Below are 16,319 nucleotides of genomic sequence, written 5' to 3' on the forward strand. Positions count from 1 at the left end.
GAAAAAGCTGGCATTTTATCGGTTTGCAGCAATCAGGCCGCGAAACCCTCGATGGTGCAGACGATCATGTCATGATCAGAGAGCGGCTTGCCGTCAGCGTCGAGTGATGAAACCAGATAGCTCTCGCCGATCTTCAGGCCACGGCTCAGGAACCAGTCGAGCTTCATGGTGCGGTCGGGAAAGCGGGTGATGAGGCTCGGGCGCGTGCTCGTCTGATCGAGCGGCCCGCCATGGCATTCGAAGCCACGACCCTCCGCCATTGCGAAAAGAGTATCCGTCCTGAAATCGCCGCCAGTATGATTGCCGGTGTTGAGATCGCCGCCGATCAGGATCGGCAGGCCGGGGGCATAGGCCTCGACGGCGGTGATCAGCGCCGCCATCTGGCGCTCGCGATAGGCGACGGTAGCAACACTTTCGAGATGCACGGAGACGGCGACGAAGGGACCTGCTTCGGTTTCGACGACAGCGCCAATGGCGCAGCGCTCGCCGACGCGCGGCTGCTCGTTGCTATCCTTGAACCAGACGGCCTCGCCCGGCAGGCGGAACAGGAAGACGTCTTTCAGCGCGGTCGAGGCCATCAGCGCGTTGCCATGAAAGCCCTTCTCGTTGAAATTGTCCTTGCAGAAGGAACGCTCGATCTCGGAGCCGAGACTGAGTTCGAGGAATTCGACGCCACAGGCGTAGTTCATGCCCAGTTCGCCGGCGATGGTAGCCGTGGGGTCGCCCTGCCCGGTGCGCGCCATGCCTTCATCCATCTCCGAGAGCAGCACCAAAGGCGCGTCGGTCGCCTTCAACTTGGCAGCCGATTCGATCGGGAAAAGGCAACGCTCCAGATTCCAGGCCGCCACGGTGAAGGGGAAAGCAAGCGGCCGCCCCTGGCCAGCCGTACCGCCGACGCGCACCGTGTTCATGCAGGCGAGTGACGCCAGTGTCGCGGCGTGGATGGGGGGGGTCTTTTCCAGCGAAATGAAGCTTTGGCGCTCCTCCTGTGAAGGAACGGCGAAGGCGGAAACGGTGCTGCGGATCATGATGAGGCCTGTCGAGATGAGATAAGACGCCTATGCCTTGGAGCGGCACGAGCGCGGTCGTCCCGGCAATAGGCGCGGTTTATGACGTTGCCATGATGGCCGAGTTAAAAGGCATCCTGAAAATGCCGGGGCCAGCGGCCGGGCAGGATGGCGACGATATCGTAGCGTTGCGATAGCAGGGCATAGTCCGGCTGGCGGGCAAGCCAGAGGTCGCTCGCGGCACGGATGCGTTTCTGCGCGGAAAAGGAAACGGCATCGACCGCCTCCTGCTCGCCGCGCCGAGCCTTGACCTCGACGAAGACGGCGAGATCACCCTTGCGGGCGATGATATCGATTTCGCCGAGCTTGGTGCGATGTCGGATGGCGAGGATGCGGTAGCCTTTGAACAGCAGAAAAGCGGCGGCGAGATATTCTGAGACATGGCCGCGCCGCCAGGCTTTCTGGCGCTTCAACTTTCCGCCCGTCTCACCGCTCATATCGTTTCACTCGTGCTGTGCCTTCATGTCGAGCAGACGCTGATAGAGATCCTTGCGCGGCAGGCCGGTCAGGCGCGCGGCTTCCGCCGCAGCCTTTGCGGTCGGCATGGTCTTGGAGAGATCGCGGAGCATGGCCTCGATATCGGCCTCCGGCGTAATGACTTCCTGTGGCGGGCCGGCCAGCCAGACAATCTCGCCCTTGACGTTGTCGACCGTCTCATAAAAAGCGGCGAGTTCGGCGAGCGTGCCACGACGGAATTCCTCGAAGGTCTTGGTCAGCTCGCGGCCGACGGCAGCCGGGCGCTCCGCGCCCAGCACATCGGCGGCGGCGGCCAGCGTCGCGGCGATCCTGTGCGGCGATTCAAAGAAGATCAGCGTTGCGGGGACGGTGGCAAGTTCCGCCAGCCGGTCGCGCTTGCCCTTGTCCTTGGTCGGCAGGAAGCCGGCAAAGAGGAAGGCGTCATTGGGCAGGCCGGAGCCAACGAGGGCGGCCAGCGGCGCCGAAGCGCCGGGAATGGGCACCACGCGGTATCCGGCCTCGATCGCCTGTTGCGCCAGCCGGTAACCGGGATCGGAGACCAGCGGCGTGCCGGCATCGGAGACCAGCGCCACCGAGCGGCCGGCTTCCAGCGCCTGCAGCAGTCGCGGCCCGACCTCGTCGGCATTGTACTCATGATAGGCATAGGGCCTGTTCTGGATGCCGTAGCGATCGAGCAGGACGCGGGTGACGCGCGTGTCCTCGCAGGCGAGCACATCGGCGCCCGCCAGGGTTTCCAATGCCCTGAGGGTGATATCGCCGAGATTGCCAATCGGCGTCGCGACAAGATAGAGCGCCGGCTCGAGGGGACGGGCGGGAACCGTGTGGTTATGCAAGCGGAAGCTGCGCGCTCCGCCGCTGGAATGGTCTTCGTTCATGCCTGTCCTGAATTCACCTTGGATTCATCGCCTTTATGGGCGAGGCGTCGTCTGACGGCAAGTGCACAGCAAATCCTGTGAGCTTTGCCCATCATTTACTGAAATGACGTGCAGCATATCCCGATGCCTCTTGCATTCGCATGCTGAGTTCTGTCATTTTGCCCGTCCAATCTTCGGGGCGCTCCCTTCGGGGCCGCTCGGAACCATATCCTTCGGGCGCGTCGGACCGCCCGGGCAGTCACGGTCGAAAGCGGTAGCATCCATGCGTATTACAATTGAGCGGTCGAACCTCCTGAAGTCGCTGAACCACGTCCATCGCGTGGTCGAGCGTCGCAATACGATCCCGATCCTGTCCAACGTGTTGCTGAAGGCCGAGGGCGCCAACCTCGACATGAAGGCGACCGACCTCGATCTGGAAATCACCGAGGCAACTCCCGCCAATGTCGAGCAGGCCGGCGCCACCACCGTTCCGGCACATCTTCTCTACGACATCGTGCGCAAGCTGCCGGACGGTTCGGAAGTGCTTCTTGCCACCAATCCCGACGGCGGCTCGATGACCGTCGCCTCGGGGCGCTCGAAATTCTCGCTGCAATGCCTGCCGGAATCTGATTTTCCGGATCTGACCGCCGGCAGCTTCAGCCATTCCTTCAAGCTGAAGGCAGCGGACCTGAAGATGCTGATCGACCGGACGCAGTTCGCAATCTCCACCGAAGAGACGCGCTATTATCTGAACGGCATCTTTTTCCACACGATCGAAAGCGAAGGCGACCTGAAGCTGAGAGCAGTCGCCACCGACGGTCACCGCCTCGCGCGCGCCGATGTCAGCGCGCCCTCCGGTTCGGAAGGCATGCCGGGCATCATCATCCCGCGCAAGACGGTCGGCGAGTTGCAGAAGCTGGTCGATAGCCCCGATGTCATCGTCACCGTCGAAGTGTCTGACGCCAAGATCCGCACGACGATCGGTTCGATCGTGATGACCTCGAAGCTGATCGACGGCACCTTCCCCGATTATCAGCGCGTCATCCCAACGAATAACGACAAGGAAATGCGGGTCGATTGCCAGAGCTTTGCCCAGGCCGTCGACCGCGTCTCGACCATCTCGTCTGAGCGCGGCCGCGCCGTGAAGCTGGCGCTGTCGGACGGTCAGCTGCTGCTGACGGTCAATAATCCGGACTCCGGCAGTGCGACGGAAGAAGTCGCCGTCGGCTATGACACGGATGCGATGGAAATCGGCTTCAACGCCAAATACCTGCTCGACATCACCGCGCAACTGTCCGGCGACGCCGCGATCTTCCTGCTTGCCGATGCCGGCTCGCCGACGCTGATCCGCGACACGGCCGGCGACGACGCCCTCTACGTTTTGATGCCGATGCGCGTCTAGCGAAACCAAAGCGTCCTTCCCGCGTTCTTATGGACACGGGAAGGACGCTTTTATTTTAACGCGCGTTGATTGCGACATTTTCTTTTGTTATTGCGTCACAGCATTGCAAGATTAGACATGCGCGATATGTAAGTCGTAACTGTAAGAACGGGTGGGGGGAGAGCATGGCGCTGCGTCTCAAGGAACGGCTGGGCAAGAAATTCGATGAGGAAATCCGTTTCTTCAAAGGCATGATGCAGGGGCCGAAAACAGTCGGTTCGATCGTTCCGACATCCTCGATCACCGCCCGCAAGATGGCGAGCGTCATCAACCTGCAATCCGGCCTGCCGGTGCTGGAACTTGGTCCCGGAACCGGCGCGATCACCAAGGCCATCCTGGCGCGCGGCGTCGAGCCGCAGAACCTTGTCGCCATCGAATATTCCACCGACTTCTACAATCACCTCGTCCGCCGTTATGCGGGCGTCAACTTCATCAATGGCGACGCCTTCGATCTCGACACGACACTCGGCGTGCTGCGCGGCCAGACCTTCGATTCCGTCATCTCCGGCATTCCGCTGCTGAACTTCCCGATGAAGGCGCGCGTCACCCTGCTCGAAAGCCTGCTGGACCGCATGCCGCCCGGCCGTCCCGTGGTGCAGATTTCCTACGGTCCGGTTTCGCCGATCATCGCCCGGCCGGATCGCTACCACATCCAGCATTTCGACTTCATCGTCCGCAACATCCCGCCGGCGCAGCTCTGGATCTATCGACGCGGCTGAATGGCTGCGAAAAGCCATCTTGCCATTGCCTTTCGATAGGACATATTTCGGCTCCGAAGCTCCTTCCGCAGAACAGGATCCCATCGCCGATGTTCGCTCTCTACATCACCCATCCGCAGGTGCGTATCGACCCCACTGTTCCCGTGCCGGAATGGGGGCTCTCCGAGATCGGCGCGGCGCGAGCTCAACTGGCAGCGACCCGGGACTGGGCCGGCAAGCTCGGCCTGATCGTTTCCAGCGCCGAGCGCAAGGCGATCGAGACAGCCGAGGCTTTAGCAACGGCGAGCGGCGCGGCGGTGGAAATCATCGAAGCCACGCATGAGAACGACCGCAGCGCCACCGGCTTTCTCGCCCCTCCGGAATTCGAGAAGGCGGCCGACTGGTTCTTTGCCCATCCGCACGAAAGCTTCAAAGGCTGGGAGCGCGCCATCGATGCGCAGACGCGGATCGTTTCCGAGGTGGAAGCCGTTCTGTCGCGGCATGACCCGCGCGCGCCCATCGCCTTTGTCGGCCATGGCGGCGTTGGCACGCTGCTGAAATGCCACCTCGAGGGCAAGCCGATCGCGCGACAGGGCGATCAACCGGCCGGCGGCGGCAATCTTTTCGCATTCGATCTTGCGAAGCGCGTCATCTCATGCGACTGGACGCCTATGGAAAATTGGCAGGGATGGGCTTGAGATGACCGCGCGCGACCGCTTGATCGTTGGACTGGATGTTCCAAACCTTCAGGAGGCCGAAAAGGTCGTCAGTGCCCTCGGCGACGATATTCTCTATTATAAGATCGGCTATCAGCTCGCCTTTGCCGGCGGGCTGGAATTTGCCCGCGATCTTGCCAAGGACGGTAAGAAGATCTTTCTCGACATGAAGCTGCTCGATATCGACAACACCGTCGCCTCCGGCGTCGAGAACATCGTCAAGATGGGCATGTCGATGCTGACGCTGCATGCCTATCCGAAGGCGATGAAGGCGGCCGTCGCCGCGGCCAAGGGTTCCGACCTTTGCCTGCTCGGCGTCACCGTGCTGACCTCGATGGATGAGGAAGACCTGATCGCCGCCGGATACGAATACGACCCGCATACGCTGGTGCTGCGTCGCGCTGAACAGGCGCTGCTTGCCGGCATGGGCGGCATTGTCTGCTCGGCCGAGGAAGCTTCGGCCGTGCGCAAGATCATCGGCCCCGACATGGCGCTGGTCACCCCCGGCATCCGCCCGGCGGGCAGCGACAAGGGCGACCAGAAGCGCGTGATGACGCCGGCCGAGGGCATCAGGGCCGGATCGAGCCATCTCGTGGTGGCACGGCCGATCGTCAAGGCGGCCGACCCGAGAGAGGCCGCCCGCGCCATCCTCGCGGAAATGGATGCCGCACTCTAATTTCGTGATAAAGGGAGGCCGGCATGGCAAAGGGATACTGGATCGCTCGCGTGGATGTTCACGATACCGAGCGCTACAAGGATTACGTTGCCGCGGCCAAGCCGGCTTTCGAGCGATACGGCGCGAATTTCCTGGCTCGCGGCGGCGCTTTCACGCCGCTGGAAGGCCAGGCGCGCAGCCGTAACGTCGTCATCGAATTCCCGTCGCTGCAACATGCCGTCGATTGCTACAACTCGCCGGAATACCAGATCGCCGCCAAAATCCGCCAGGAAGTAGCGGATGCGGAAATGGTTGTCGTCGAAGGCGCTTAACGCATTCAAAAAGCGGTTGGACGATGCGGCGCGATGGCACTTCACCTCGGCCCTCGGATCGGCTAAGACGAAACCAGATCAGCCCCATCTAAGCCTTTCGAGGAGCCTGCCATGACCCTGTCCAACCTTCCGCCGCTCGTCACCGTGTTCGGAGGATCAGGCTTCATCGGACGGCATGTCGTGCGCGCGCTTGCCAAGCGCGGCTACCGCATCCGTGTCGCTGTACGCCGCCCCGATCTCGCCGGTTACCTGCAGCCGCAGGGCAATCTCGGCCAGATTTCGATCGTGCAGGCAAACCTGCGCTACCGCAACTCCATCGACCGCGCCGTCGAAGGCGCTCAGCATGTCGTCAATTGCGTCGGGATTCTCGCTGAAAGTGGCCGCAACACGTTCGACGCCGTGCAGGAATTCGGAGCCAAGGCCATTGCGGAAGCCGCACGCGGCGTCGGCGCTTCGCTGACCCATGTCTCCGCTCTCGGCGCCAACGCCAATTCGCCCTCGGCCTATGCCCGCACCAAGGGCCGTGCCGAAGCCGCCATTTTCTCGATCAAGCCGGATGCCGTCATCCTGCGGCCGTCGATCGTCTTCGGTCCGGAAGACGGTTTCTTCAACAAGTTCGCCGACATGTCGCGCTCGGCGCCCTTCCTGCCGCTGATCGGCGGCGGCAAGACGAAGTTTCAGCCGGTTTACGTCGAGGATGTCGCCGAGGCCGTCGCGCGCGGCGTCGACGGCAAGCTGAAGGCCGGCACGATCTATGAACTCGGCGGCCCGGAAGTGCTGTCCTTCCGCGAATGTCTCGAGACCACGCTTGCCGTCATCAATCGCAAGAAGCCGCTGGTCTCCATCCCCTTCGGGTTGGCCTCGCTGATCGGCTCGGTCGCTTCGCTGGTGCCGCTGATCACGCCGCCGATCACCTCCGACCAGGTCACGCTGCTGAAGAGCGACAATGTCGTCTCCAAGGAAGCCGAAGCCGAGGGACGGACGCTGAAGGGCATCGGCCTGCTGCCGACGCTCCTCATCTCCGTGCTGCCGTCTTATCTGGTGCGCTACCGTCCGCAGGGCCAGTTCACCGGTTCCGGCAAGGCTGCCTGACACCTCGACCGCTCAAGACATTCAAGCGCCGTCTGGTTTCGCCAGGCGGCGTTTTCGTTTCTGCGGTCACACTTTTGCCTTGAAAGGGCGCCCTTCGCCGACTTGATTCACAGCCTGGCGTTGCCGAAAAGACGCACCCCGAAAATACTAGCATTAACGTCAAATTTAACATGAAGATTTATTGCTATTGGTCACGTCACTGACTAACACAACCGCGCGTCCAAAGGCTCACCCAAGGAGTCAATTCGTGGCGCGCTCTACTTCTGCGGAAAGGCATTTTTCGATGGGCAAGTCTATCGCGCTTTTGTTTGCGTGCGCGGCACTGGTGATCCTCGCGGGCTCGTTCATGGCCCGTGGCAGCATCGCTTCGGTCAAGGGTGAATGCACGCCGACCTACGGCGTCGATCCCTGCACGACGGGCTCCATCGACGCTTCATCCTCGAACTGATCGAGCATGAAAAAGGCCGGTTTTCACCGGCCTTAATTGTCTTCAGCTTTTGATATGTGTCGCGTCACTCAGCCGACGGTGTAAAGCCCGATCAGGCCGAGGATGCCGACGCCGATACGCCACCACGCGAAGGGTGCGTAGCCACGGCGCGAGACAAAGTCGAGCAAGGCCCGCACCACGAACAGCGCGGTGATGAAGGCGGCGACGAAACCGATGACGATCAGCTGGCCGTCGGCGAAGCTGAGGTCGTTGCGGCTCTTCCAGAGATCCAGCGTGAAAGCGCCAACCATGGTCGGCATGGCGAGGAAGAAGGAAAACTCGGCCGCCGAACGCTTGTCCGCACCGAGCAGCAGGGCGCCGACGATGGTGGAGCCGGACCGCGAGGTGCCCGGGATCATCGCTAGGCACTGGAAGAAGCCGATCTTGATCGCCATCGGCCACGAGAAATCGTAGGCGCTGGTATATTTCGGCTTGAACTCGATCCTGTCGATAACGAGCAGGACGATGCCGCCGAGAATCAGCGAGATACAGATGAGGATAGGCGTCTCGAACAGCACACCCTTGATGAAATCATGGGCGAGCGCGCCGATGATTGCAGCCGGCAGAAAGCCGAAGAGGACGGCCAGCACGAAATGCCGCGCCTTGACGCTGACCGGCAAGGCCTTGGCGATTTGAACGAGGCGGTTGAAATAGACGAGCAGGATGGCGAGAATCGCACCGAGCTGGATCAGAACTTCGAAAGTGCCTGCGGATTTGAAGCCGAGAAAATGTCCAATCAATATCAAATGACCCGTGGAGGAGACGGGAATAAACTCCGTAAGGCCTTCCACGAGGCCCAAAACCAGCGCGATAATAATTTGTTCAGCCATATTGTGTCCTTTGTCAAACGGCGGGGCGGCCCGATTCGCTTGTGTTAACTAGGCCAAGCTCCTATAGCTTCAACCGATGACGCATGACTAGGGTCGCAATCATGACGAACCCGAAACGCCTTTAAGCATCAATCACAAAAGCCCGAGTATCAATGCCGACGCTGTATCATCACTCCATGTCATCTCCGTCACGGTTCGTCCGTCTGATTCTGACCGAATACGGCTATCAGACGGAACTGATCGAGGAACAGACGTGGGAAAAGCGACGCGACTTCCTGGCGCTCAACCCGGCCGGCACCCTGCCGGTCTATGTTGACGACAGCATGCGGGCGCTCTGCGGCGCGACCGTGATTTCCGAATATCTCGACGAGACCCATGGCGTGCTGAAGCGCGACCGTCGGCTTTTGGCCGAAGACCCATTCCAGCGCGCGGAAATCCGCCGGCTGACGGAATGGTTCATGCAGAAGATGGAACAGGACGTGACGCGGCCGCTGGTGCGCGAGCGGGTCTACAAGCTGCAGATGACAGCCGATCAGGGTGGCGGCGCACCCGATTCCAAGCTGATGCGAATGGCGCGCGGCAATATCCGCCAGCACATGAAATATCTCTCCTGGCTCGCAGGCTCCAGGCAATGGCTCGCCGGCGACCGGCTGAGCTATGCGGATCTTGCGGCAGCCGCCTCGATTTCCGTTCTCGACTATCTCGGCGAGATCGACTGGGCGGAATCGCCCGTCGTCAAGGAATGGTATCAGCGGATGAAATCGCGCCCATCCTTCCGCCCGATCCTGGCGGAGCGGGTGCGCGCCATCACCCCGGTATCGCACTACGCCGATCTGGATTTCTGACGAGGGCTCACCATGCCCGAAGACCGTGCAGCGGAAAAAGAAAGCAGGCGGCGGCACAGCCTGACCGCCTTTCTGCGCGCCGAAGCACGGGCGCAGGGCTTCGATCTCTGTCGCATCACCCGGCCGGATGCCATCCCCGAAGCCAGCGTCAGGCTCGACCAGTTCCTCGAGCAAGGCTATCACGGCACCATGACGTGGATGGAAGAGACCCGCGAACGCCGCGGCGATCCGCGCATGCTCTGGAGCGATGTGCGCTCCGTCGCCGTCTTCGGCCTGAATTACGGCCCCGACGAAGACCCGCGCACTATCCTGGAGAAGCCCGACAAGGCGGCCATCTCCGTCTATGCCCGCAATCGCGACTATCATGACGTCATCAAAGGCCGGCTGAAGGAGATTGCCACCCGCTTTGCGGCGCGCTCGCAGCAAGACGTCAAGGTTTTCGTCGATACAGCACCTGTCATGGAAAAACCGCTGGCCGCTGCTGCCGGGCTCGGCTGGCAGGGCAAGCACACCAACCTCGTCAGCCGCACGCATGGCTCCTGGCTGTTTCTGGGCTCGATGTTCACCACCGCCGATCTGGAGCCGGACCAGGCCGAGATCGACCATTGCGGTTCCTGCCGCGCCTGCCTCGACGCCTGTCCGACGGCCGCCTTCCCGGCGCCCTACCAGCTCGACGCGCGCCGCTGCATTTCCTATCTCACCATAGAACATAAAGGTCCGATCGATCCGCTGCTCCGGCCGCTGATCGGCAATCGCATCTATGGCTGCGACGACTGTCTCGCAGCCTGTCCCTGGAACAAGTTCGCCAGCTCGGCGTCGGAGATGAAGCTGATCGCCCGCGAAGATCTCAAGGAACCGTCGATCGCCTTTCTGCTTGAGCTCGACGATGCCGCCTTCCGTGCCTTCTTCAGCGGCTCGCCGGTCAAGCGCATCGGCCGCGACCGCTTCGTCCGCAACGTGCTGATCGCCGCCGGCAATTCCGATGATCGCACCTTGATTGAGGCCTGCCGTCGTCTCTCCGCCGATCCCTCGCCCGTAGTGCGCGGCATGGCCGTCTGGGCGCTGTCGCGGCTGATGACGGCTGGCGAATTCCTCGCTTTTGCGGCAGAAAGAACCGACGAGCCGGACGCAGATGTCCGCGCCGAATGGAAACTGGCGGGAGTGGCATGATGCATGTGATGATTTTCGGCTGCGGCTATTCGGGAACCGTCATCGCCAAGGCCTTCGCCGGCTCCGGTGTCCGCATCACCGGCACGACCCGCTCGGCCGACAAGGCCGATCTTCTCGCCAGACAAGGCGTGGAAGCCTTCGTCTTCGACGGCGAGACGCTCGATCCGGCGCTCGCCGAGGCGATGAAATCCGCAACGCATCTCATCCAGTCGATCGCTCCGGGTACGGCGGGCGATCCGCTGCTCAGGCTGGCGCATCTCGATGTCGCCACGCTGATGCCGAAGCTCGAATGGATCGGATACCTTTCTACCGTCGGCGTCTATGGCGATCACAAGGGCGCGTGGATCAACGAGGAGACGTCGCTGCATCCGGTTTCCAGCCGCTCCGTCGAGCGCGTCGAAGCGGAGGATGGATGGCTGCGCGTCGGCGTCCGGCTTGGCATTCCGGTCGCCGTGCTCAGGCTTGCCGGCATCTATGGTCCCGGCCGCAATGCCTTCAGCAATCTGGAAAAGGGTACGGCGCGACGGCTGATCAAGGCAAACCAGGTGTTCAACCGCATCCGTGTCGAAGACATCGGCGCCTGCGCCAAGTTCCTCTCCGACCGCCGTCTCGGCGGCATCTATAATGTCACGGACGACGAACCGACCGCGCCGCAGGATATCATTGTCGAAGCGGCCCGCCTGATGGGTGTCGAGCCACCGCCGGAACAGCCTTTCGAGACGGCGGAACTGACGCCGATGGCGCGTTCGTTCTATGGCGAGAACAAGCGCGTTTCGAACGCAAAACTGCGCTCCCTCGGCTTCCTTTTCCGCTATCCGGAATACCGCATGTCGCTCGCCGAACTATGGGCTTCGGGGCGCTGGCGCGGCTGAGCAAAGCCTCGAATTTTCCCAGCCATTTCGCACAAAAATTCCTACCAAGCCACCCTGCCTAGTTCAATTTTCTCCGCATTTGTGGTTAACGATCTCTAAAATTGCACAAATGCGGCAGCGATTATGGCAAAGTCGGAAAATTATTTTTCCGATTTTCGTGATCTTTCGTATGGCGCCGATGGTCCAAGAAAATTTATTCAGTTTTTAACTGATTCCATTAGGTTTTTTCCAAGATCTGACTTTTTCGACACCTTGTCATATTAATTGCCCTGAATCACAAATGTTACAGTCTGTAATATTCCGTGATCTGTAGAGGCACTTTTTCGCCATTTTTCGCCCGATTTAAGCCCGCACCGCCTACCGGGCGCAAGTTCAATTGCTTGAGGGAAAAATCGGTTTGAAGAAAATCAATCGTGCTATTGCGATCGCCGCGACTATATCCGCCTCTTTTGCTTTCCTTTCTACGGATGCATTTGCAGCAACGGGATGCGGGGGCGCATCATGGTACGGCGGAACCACCAAGACTGCTTCCGGGGAACGGATGAGTTCCTCTCGTCTTACTGCCGCTCATCGCTCGCTTGCCTTCGGCACACGCCTGAAGGTCACCAACCGCAATAACGGCCGCAGCGTCGTCGTTCGCATCAATGATCGCGGACCTTTCATTCGGGGCCGGGTACTCGATCTTTCCCGTGCAGCCGCACAGGATATCGGCATGGTTTCCTCCGGCACGGCCAAGGTCTGCTACGAAATCGTCGCTTCCAGGTAATCCGCGAATTCGCCGGTAACGATCCGGCGTTTTGGCGTAATGCTTGCTCTCTCCGTCAATCGCGGCTACCACGCGGTTGAGACGTCTCAATAATCTGCCGCCATGTGCTATATCTTCGTGCGGATTGATGAGGTGTCAGCGACATCATGATGCGCGCATGAACCTTTACGACTATCGATCGTGATGTTCGGGGCCATGCGCCAAGCAGGAGAGTAGTGAATGCGTTTGGGCGGCCGGCTGCAGGGTGCCATCGAAGTTCTTGCCGATATCGAAACGCGCAAGCGACCGGTGGCCGACGCCCTGAAGGATTGGGGGCTTGCCCATCGCTTCGCCGGCTCCGGCGACCGGGCCGCGATCGGCAACATCGTCTACGACGCCCTGCGCATGCGGCTGTCGCATGCCTGGCTGATGGGTGACGACAGCCCATCCGCACTTGCCCATGCCGTCCTCTTCCGCCAATGGGGCCTGACGCCCGAGGCGCTGGCCGCCGAACTCGATGGCGACAAATTCGCGCCGGAAGCGCCGAGCGCCGAGGCGCTCACCGCCTTTACCGCCCGCAAGCTCGACGACGCACCCCGCCATATCCAGGGCGATATTCCCGAATGGGTCGAACATTCCTTCCAACAGGCCTTTGGCGATAGCTGGTTGGCCGAGGCACAGGCGCTGGCCGAGCGGCCGACGCTCGATCTGCGCGCCAACGCGCTGAAGGCCAGCCGCGACAAGGCGGTCAAAGCGCTGGAGCGCGCCGGAGCGCAAGCCTCGAAGATCGCCCGCAACGGCATCCGCATTCCCGCCGGTGAAGGCGCGTCACGCCTGCCGAACGTCACCGCCGAGCTTTCCTTCCAGAAGGGCTGGTTCGAGGTTCAGGACGAGGGTTCGCAGATCGTTGCCGATCTTGTCCTGCCGCAGGAGGGCGACCAGGTGCTCGACTATTGCGCCGGCGGCGGTGGCAAGACGCTCGCCATGTCGGCGGCGATGCACAATAAGGGCCAGGTCCACGCCTATGATACCGATCGTCGGCGGCTCGCGCCGATCATCGAGCGATTGAAGCGCGCCGGCACCCGCAATGTCCAGGTTCACGACGAGCGCAACGCTCTGCTCGCCCTGCGCGGCAAATTCGACAAGGTGCTGGTCGACGCGCCCTGCACCGGCACCGGCACCTGGCGCCGCCGTCCCGATACGAAATGGCGGCTGACGCAAAAGAACCTCGACGAACGCATCAGCCAGCAGCAGGAAGCGCTGGCCCAGGCCGGCGAATTCGTTCGCCCGGGCGGCATGCTGCTCTATGTCACCTGCTCGGTCCTGCCGGACGAAAACGAAACGCAGGTCAACCGCTTCGCCGCCAACAATCCGGAGTTCGAGGTGGTCGAGGCACTGAGTTCCTGGGAAAAGCTGTTCGGCAACGACGCGCCGAAGCCGCGCTCCTCGGATGGCAAGACCATCACGCTGACGCCGGCATCGACCGACACCGACGGCTTCTTCTTCTGCCGCCTGCAGCGCAAGCCGTAAGGAAGTTCATTCCGCCCGCAGCGGATATTGCTGTTTCGGCGGGATGAGATGATGCAGCACGGCGATGGCGATCAAGAGCAGGCCGCCGAGACCGACCACCGTAAACAGCGTCCAGGCCGACAGATGCGAGCCCAGCGCCACCAACGGCACAGCACCCGCGGGCGGATGTGTGACCCGCAGCATCAGCATGCCGGCAATGGCCAGACCAACCGCAATGGCAGCCGCCCACCACAGCCCCGGAAACAGCGCCATGGCAAGGCTGCCGACCAGCGCCGCCAGCAGATAGCCGCCAAGCACATTGGCCGGCTGGGCCAACGGGCTTTTCGGCTGGCCGAAGATCAGGACGGCCGTCGCGCCGAAGGGTGCGATTAGCAGCGGAATGCCGGTCGCAATCGTCAAACCGCCGACCGCGACCATGCCCGTAACCGCGCCGATTCCGGATTTCAGATGTCCGTGCCAGTGGCCTTCCGGCTCATGACGGTGGATGAAATGCTTGAAATGGTGATGCATGGAGGGCTTGAAGACTCGATTGGACTCAACTTGCCTATTTTTTGAACTGTATCTGCCACTTTTTCAAGCAAATCTATTCCATTGACGGGACCTGAATCGGTAATTTCCTATCTTCGAAAATCGTCACAAACTAGAGCGTTTGACACCAGTTTATTTTTAATACATGACACCAATCGCCAAGTTTTTGACGGTGCCCCAGCCGTCATAGGAGAGGGAACATGAAATTGAAAATCAATTTAGCCGCCGCTTTGGCGCTGGCCGTTGCGACATCAGCCGTACCAGTGCTCGCCAAGGCTCCTGAGCCGGCCGCCATCATCAAGCACTATGCCGAAGTCGCGCATGCTAAATATGAGGACTCGCTGATCACAGCCAAGGCGCTCGACAAGGCCATCGATGCCCTGCTTGCCAATCCCAGCGACAAGACGCTGAAGGCTGCCCAGGCCGCCTGGATCAAGGCGCGTGTTCCCTATCAGCAGTCGGAAGTTTACCGCTTCGGCAATCCGATCGTCGACGACTGGGAAGGCAAGGTAAACTCCTGGCCGCTGGATGAAGGCCTGATCGATTATGTCGACGCCTCCTACGGCACCGAGAGCGACGAGAATTCGCTCTATGTCGCCAATGTCATTGCCAACAAGACGATCAAGATCAACGGCAAGGATGTCGACACCTCGCATCTGACGCCGGAATTCCTCTCGGGCACGCTGCATCAGGCCGGCGGCGTCGAAGCCAATGTCGCGACCGGTTATCACGCCATCGAATTCCTGCTCTGGGGTCAGGACCTGCACGGCACCGGTCCCGGCGCTGGCGAACGTCCCGCCACCGACTACGACCTGAAGAATTGCACGCACGGCAATTGCGACCGCCGCGCCGAATATCTGAAGTCAGCCTCCACCCTGCTCGTCTCCGACCTGCAGGAAATGACCGAAAAGTGGACGCCGGATGGCGAAGCCACCAAGCATGTCGAAGCCGATCCGAAGGCTGGCCTTGCCGCCATCCTGACCGGCATGGGCTCGCTCTCCTACGGCGAACTCGCCGGCGAGCGCATGAAGCTCGGCCTGCTGCTGCATGATCCGGAAGAAGAGCATGATTGCTTCTCGGATAACACCTACAACTCGCACAACAACGACGCCATCGGTATCGCTGCCGCCTATAACGGCAACTATACGCGCATCGACGGCAAGAAGCTGAAGGGTCCGTCGCTGCACGACCTGGTCGCCGCCAAGGACAAGGCGCTCGACAAGGAAGTCGAAACCAAGCTCAACGCCACGCTCGATGCCATGAAGGCGATGGTTCATCGCGGCGAAACGGTCGAGAAGTACGACCAGATGATCGGCGAAGGCAACACGGTCGGCAACGCCACCGTACAGAAGGCGATCGACGGCCTGCTCGACCAGACGAAGAGCATTCAGCGCGTCGTCGCCGCTCTCGATCTCGGCACGATCAAGCTTGAAGGCTCGGACAGCCTGGATAATCCTAACGCTGTCTTCAAGAAGTAAGTAAGGGAGAGCGGCAGCGTCTCAAGCGCTGCCGCTCCGACACATATGACCCGCATTCCGGCTCGCCGCGCCCTCCTGCCCGCCTTCGTCGCGGTTTTTTTGGTTTTTTCCATCACCCTGGCCGCAGCGGAGATTCTGAATTTTCCGTCCGTCCGCACCGATCTTTCCCCCGAACAGCTAAAGCGGGTGCAGGACATTACCCGGCCGACTGCGGATTTCTCCAAAGCCGAGCCCTATGAGGCGATGGAGAGCGGCGCGACCACGACGATCGCTCCTGTCAGCCGCGATATCTTCTCGCAGCCCTCGGCCAATCTTGACCTCGAGCGCGAAGAGAATTTCCATCTCGGCAATGCGCTTTTCCGCAAGCTTTGGGTTTCCGCCCCCTCCTCCACGCAAGCCTCAGACGGGCTAGGCCCGCTGTTCAACGCCCGTTCCTGCCAGAGCTGTCACATCCGCGACGGTCGCGGCCATCCGCCTGATGCGGCGGGAACCGCCGCCACAT

The 16,319-nt window shown here is 61.2% G+C and carries 19 protein-coding genes; 14 read left to right on the top strand and 5 right to left on the bottom strand.

Annotated elements, in window-relative coordinates; genetic code table 11:
• Positions 1-32 precede the first annotated feature (32 nt).
• From PMI03_RS29145 to rsmI, 3 genes are all read right to left on the bottom strand, one after another.
• A complete protein-coding gene (locus PMI03_RS29145) occupies positions 33-1,028 on the bottom strand; it encodes an endonuclease/exonuclease/phosphatase family protein (RefSeq protein WP_007702810.1) in 996 nt (331 codons plus the stop codon).
• Positions 1,029-1,132: 104 nt separating this feature from the next.
• The gene (locus PMI03_RS29150; protein ID WP_007702813.1) at positions 1,133-1,504 is read right to left on the bottom strand and encodes a YraN family protein; all 372 of its coding nucleotides are present in this window, start codon (positions 1,502-1,504) and stop codon (positions 1,133-1,135) included.
• Positions 1,505-1,510: 6 nt separating this feature from the next.
• The gene (rsmI, locus tag PMI03_RS29155; protein WP_007702816.1) at positions 1,511-2,419 is read right to left on the bottom strand and encodes a 16S rRNA (cytidine(1402)-2'-O)-methyltransferase; all 909 of its coding nucleotides are present in this window, start codon (positions 2,417-2,419) and stop codon (positions 1,511-1,513) included.
• A 262-nt stretch (positions 2,420-2,681) separates the two neighbouring features.
• Between rsmI and dnaN the strand changes: the two genes are divergently transcribed.
• From dnaN to PMI03_RS31395, 7 genes are all read left to right on the top strand, one after another.
• The gene (gene dnaN / locus PMI03_RS29160; RefSeq protein WP_007702819.1) at positions 2,682-3,800 is read left to right on the top strand and encodes a DNA polymerase III subunit beta; all 1,119 of its coding nucleotides are present in this window, start codon (positions 2,682-2,684) and stop codon (positions 3,798-3,800) included.
• 164 nt (positions 3,801-3,964) lie between these two features.
• Positions 3,965-4,558, top strand: coding sequence for a phospholipid N-methyltransferase PmtA (gene pmtA / locus PMI03_RS29165; protein WP_007702821.1), 594 nt, complete (start codon positions 3,965-3,967; stop codon positions 4,556-4,558).
• 89 nt (positions 4,559-4,647) lie between these two features.
• Positions 4,648-5,235 (top strand): histidine phosphatase family protein, encoded by a 588-nt coding sequence (locus PMI03_RS29170; protein ID WP_007702831.1) that lies wholly within the window; start codon positions 4,648-4,650, stop codon positions 5,233-5,235.
• Between the two features lies 1 nt (position 5,236).
• The gene (gene pyrF / locus PMI03_RS29175) at positions 5,237-5,929 is read left to right on the top strand and encodes an orotidine-5'-phosphate decarboxylase (RefSeq protein WP_007702833.1); all 693 of its coding nucleotides are present in this window, start codon (positions 5,237-5,239) and stop codon (positions 5,927-5,929) included.
• Between the two features lie 23 nt (positions 5,930-5,952).
• On the top strand, positions 5,953-6,240 hold the full coding sequence (locus tag PMI03_RS29180) for a DUF1330 domain-containing protein (protein WP_007702836.1): 288 nt from the start codon (positions 5,953-5,955) through the stop codon (positions 6,238-6,240).
• A 111-nt stretch (positions 6,241-6,351) separates the two neighbouring features.
• Complete coding sequence (locus tag PMI03_RS29185) at positions 6,352-7,332, top strand: complex I NDUFA9 subunit family protein (RefSeq protein WP_007702838.1); 981 nt, start codon at positions 6,352-6,354, stop codon at positions 7,330-7,332.
• Positions 7,333-7,615: 283 nt separating this feature from the next.
• Positions 7,616-7,780 carry a hypothetical protein gene (locus tag PMI03_RS31395; protein WP_007702841.1) on the top strand — a complete coding sequence of 55 codons (165 nt, stop codon included), beginning with the start codon at positions 7,616-7,618 and terminating at the stop codon, positions 7,778-7,780.
• Positions 7,781-7,848: 68 nt separating this feature from the next.
• Here PMI03_RS31395 and PMI03_RS29195 read toward each other — a convergent pair whose 3' ends face one another.
• A complete protein-coding gene (locus tag PMI03_RS29195) occupies positions 7,849-8,649 on the bottom strand; it encodes an undecaprenyl-diphosphate phosphatase (protein ID WP_007702843.1) in 801 nt (266 codons plus the stop codon).
• Between the two features lie 152 nt (positions 8,650-8,801).
• On the opposite strand from PMI03_RS29195, the gene PMI03_RS29200 reads away from it, so the two are divergent.
• From PMI03_RS29200 to PMI03_RS29220, 5 genes are all read left to right on the top strand, one after another.
• Positions 8,802-9,494, top strand: coding sequence for a glutathione S-transferase family protein (locus PMI03_RS29200; RefSeq protein WP_007702845.1), 693 nt, complete (start codon positions 8,802-8,804; stop codon positions 9,492-9,494).
• Between the two features lie 12 nt (positions 9,495-9,506).
• The gene (gene queG / locus PMI03_RS29205) at positions 9,507-10,664 is read left to right on the top strand and encodes a tRNA epoxyqueuosine(34) reductase QueG (protein WP_007702847.1); all 1,158 of its coding nucleotides are present in this window, start codon (positions 9,507-9,509) and stop codon (positions 10,662-10,664) included.
• Entirely contained in the window at positions 10,664-11,536 is an 873-nt protein-coding gene (locus tag PMI03_RS29210) for an SDR family oxidoreductase (protein ID WP_007702849.1), read from the top strand. Before queG ends, PMI03_RS29210 begins: the two co-directional genes overlap by 1 nt.
• 397 nt (positions 11,537-11,933) lie before the next feature.
• Positions 11,934-12,302, top strand: coding sequence for a septal ring lytic transglycosylase RlpA family protein (locus PMI03_RS29215; protein ID WP_012650848.1), 369 nt, complete (start codon positions 11,934-11,936; stop codon positions 12,300-12,302).
• Between the two features lie 219 nt (positions 12,303-12,521).
• The gene (locus PMI03_RS29220) at positions 12,522-13,811 is read left to right on the top strand and encodes an RsmB/NOP family class I SAM-dependent RNA methyltransferase (protein WP_007702857.1); all 1,290 of its coding nucleotides are present in this window, start codon (positions 12,522-12,524) and stop codon (positions 13,809-13,811) included.
• 6 nt (positions 13,812-13,817) lie between these two features.
• Here the strand turns inward: PMI03_RS29220 and PMI03_RS29225 are convergent, their stop codons facing one another.
• A complete protein-coding gene (locus tag PMI03_RS29225; RefSeq protein ID WP_007702866.1) occupies positions 13,818-14,321 on the bottom strand; it encodes an HPP family protein in 504 nt (167 codons plus the stop codon).
• 218 nt (positions 14,322-14,539) lie between these two features.
• Here PMI03_RS29225 and PMI03_RS29230 point away from each other — a divergent pair, with 218 nt between their 5' ends.
• Together PMI03_RS29230 and PMI03_RS29235 are read left to right on the top strand one after the other, a co-directional pair.
• A complete protein-coding gene (locus PMI03_RS29230) occupies positions 14,540-15,817 on the top strand; it encodes an imelysin family protein (protein ID WP_007702870.1) in 1,278 nt (425 codons plus the stop codon).
• 45 nt (positions 15,818-15,862) lie between these two features.
• Positions 15,863-16,319: di-heme oxidoredictase family protein (locus PMI03_RS29235; protein WP_007702874.1), on the top strand; the 457-nt coding region annotated here is incomplete at its 3' end.

It is taken from the genome of Rhizobium sp. AP16, from assembly GCF_000281735.1.
In the GTDB taxonomy this organism is placed as follows: domain Bacteria; phylum Pseudomonadota; class Alphaproteobacteria; order Rhizobiales; family Rhizobiaceae; genus Rhizobium; species Rhizobium rhizogenes.

Coding starts and splice junctions, on each gene's coding strand:
- PMI03_RS29210 (WP_007702849.1), top strand. CDS start 10,664: ATGCATGTGATGATTTTCGGCTGCGGCTATTCGGGAACCGTCATCGCC.
- PMI03_RS29150 (WP_007702813.1), bottom strand. CDS start 1,504: ATGAGCGGTGAGACGGGCGGAAAGTTGAAGCGCCAGAAAGCCTGGCGG.
- PMI03_RS29170 (WP_007702831.1), top strand. CDS start 4,648: ATGTTCGCTCTCTACATCACCCATCCGCAGGTGCGTATCGACCCCACT.
- dnaN (WP_007702819.1), top strand. CDS start 2,682: ATGCGTATTACAATTGAGCGGTCGAACCTCCTGAAGTCGCTGAACCAC.
- PMI03_RS29220 (WP_007702857.1), top strand. CDS start 12,522: ATGCGTTTGGGCGGCCGGCTGCAGGGTGCCATCGAAGTTCTTGCCGAT.
- PMI03_RS29145 (WP_007702810.1), bottom strand. CDS start 1,028: ATGATCCGCAGCACCGTTTCCGCCTTCGCCGTTCCTTCACAGGAGGAG.
- PMI03_RS29200 (WP_007702845.1), top strand. CDS start 8,802: ATGCCGACGCTGTATCATCACTCCATGTCATCTCCGTCACGGTTCGTC.
- PMI03_RS29225 (WP_007702866.1), bottom strand. CDS start 14,321: ATGCATCACCATTTCAAGCATTTCATCCACCGTCATGAGCCGGAAGGC.
- pmtA (WP_007702821.1), top strand. CDS start 3,965: ATGGCGCTGCGTCTCAAGGAACGGCTGGGCAAGAAATTCGATGAGGAA.
- pyrF (WP_007702833.1), top strand. CDS start 5,237: ATGACCGCGCGCGACCGCTTGATCGTTGGACTGGATGTTCCAAACCTT.
- PMI03_RS29180 (WP_007702836.1), top strand. CDS start 5,953: ATGGCAAAGGGATACTGGATCGCTCGCGTGGATGTTCACGATACCGAG.
- PMI03_RS31395 (WP_007702841.1), top strand. CDS start 7,616: ATGGGCAAGTCTATCGCGCTTTTGTTTGCGTGCGCGGCACTGGTGATC.
- queG (WP_007702847.1), top strand. CDS start 9,507: ATGCCCGAAGACCGTGCAGCGGAAAAAGAAAGCAGGCGGCGGCACAGC.
- PMI03_RS29230 (WP_007702870.1), top strand. CDS start 14,540: ATGAAATTGAAAATCAATTTAGCCGCCGCTTTGGCGCTGGCCGTTGCG.
- rsmI (WP_007702816.1), bottom strand. CDS start 2,419: ATGAACGAAGACCATTCCAGCGGCGGAGCGCGCAGCTTCCGCTTGCAT.
- PMI03_RS29185 (WP_007702838.1), top strand. CDS start 6,352: ATGACCCTGTCCAACCTTCCGCCGCTCGTCACCGTGTTCGGAGGATCA.
- PMI03_RS29195 (WP_007702843.1), bottom strand. CDS start 8,649: ATGGCTGAACAAATTATTATCGCGCTGGTTTTGGGCCTCGTGGAAGGC.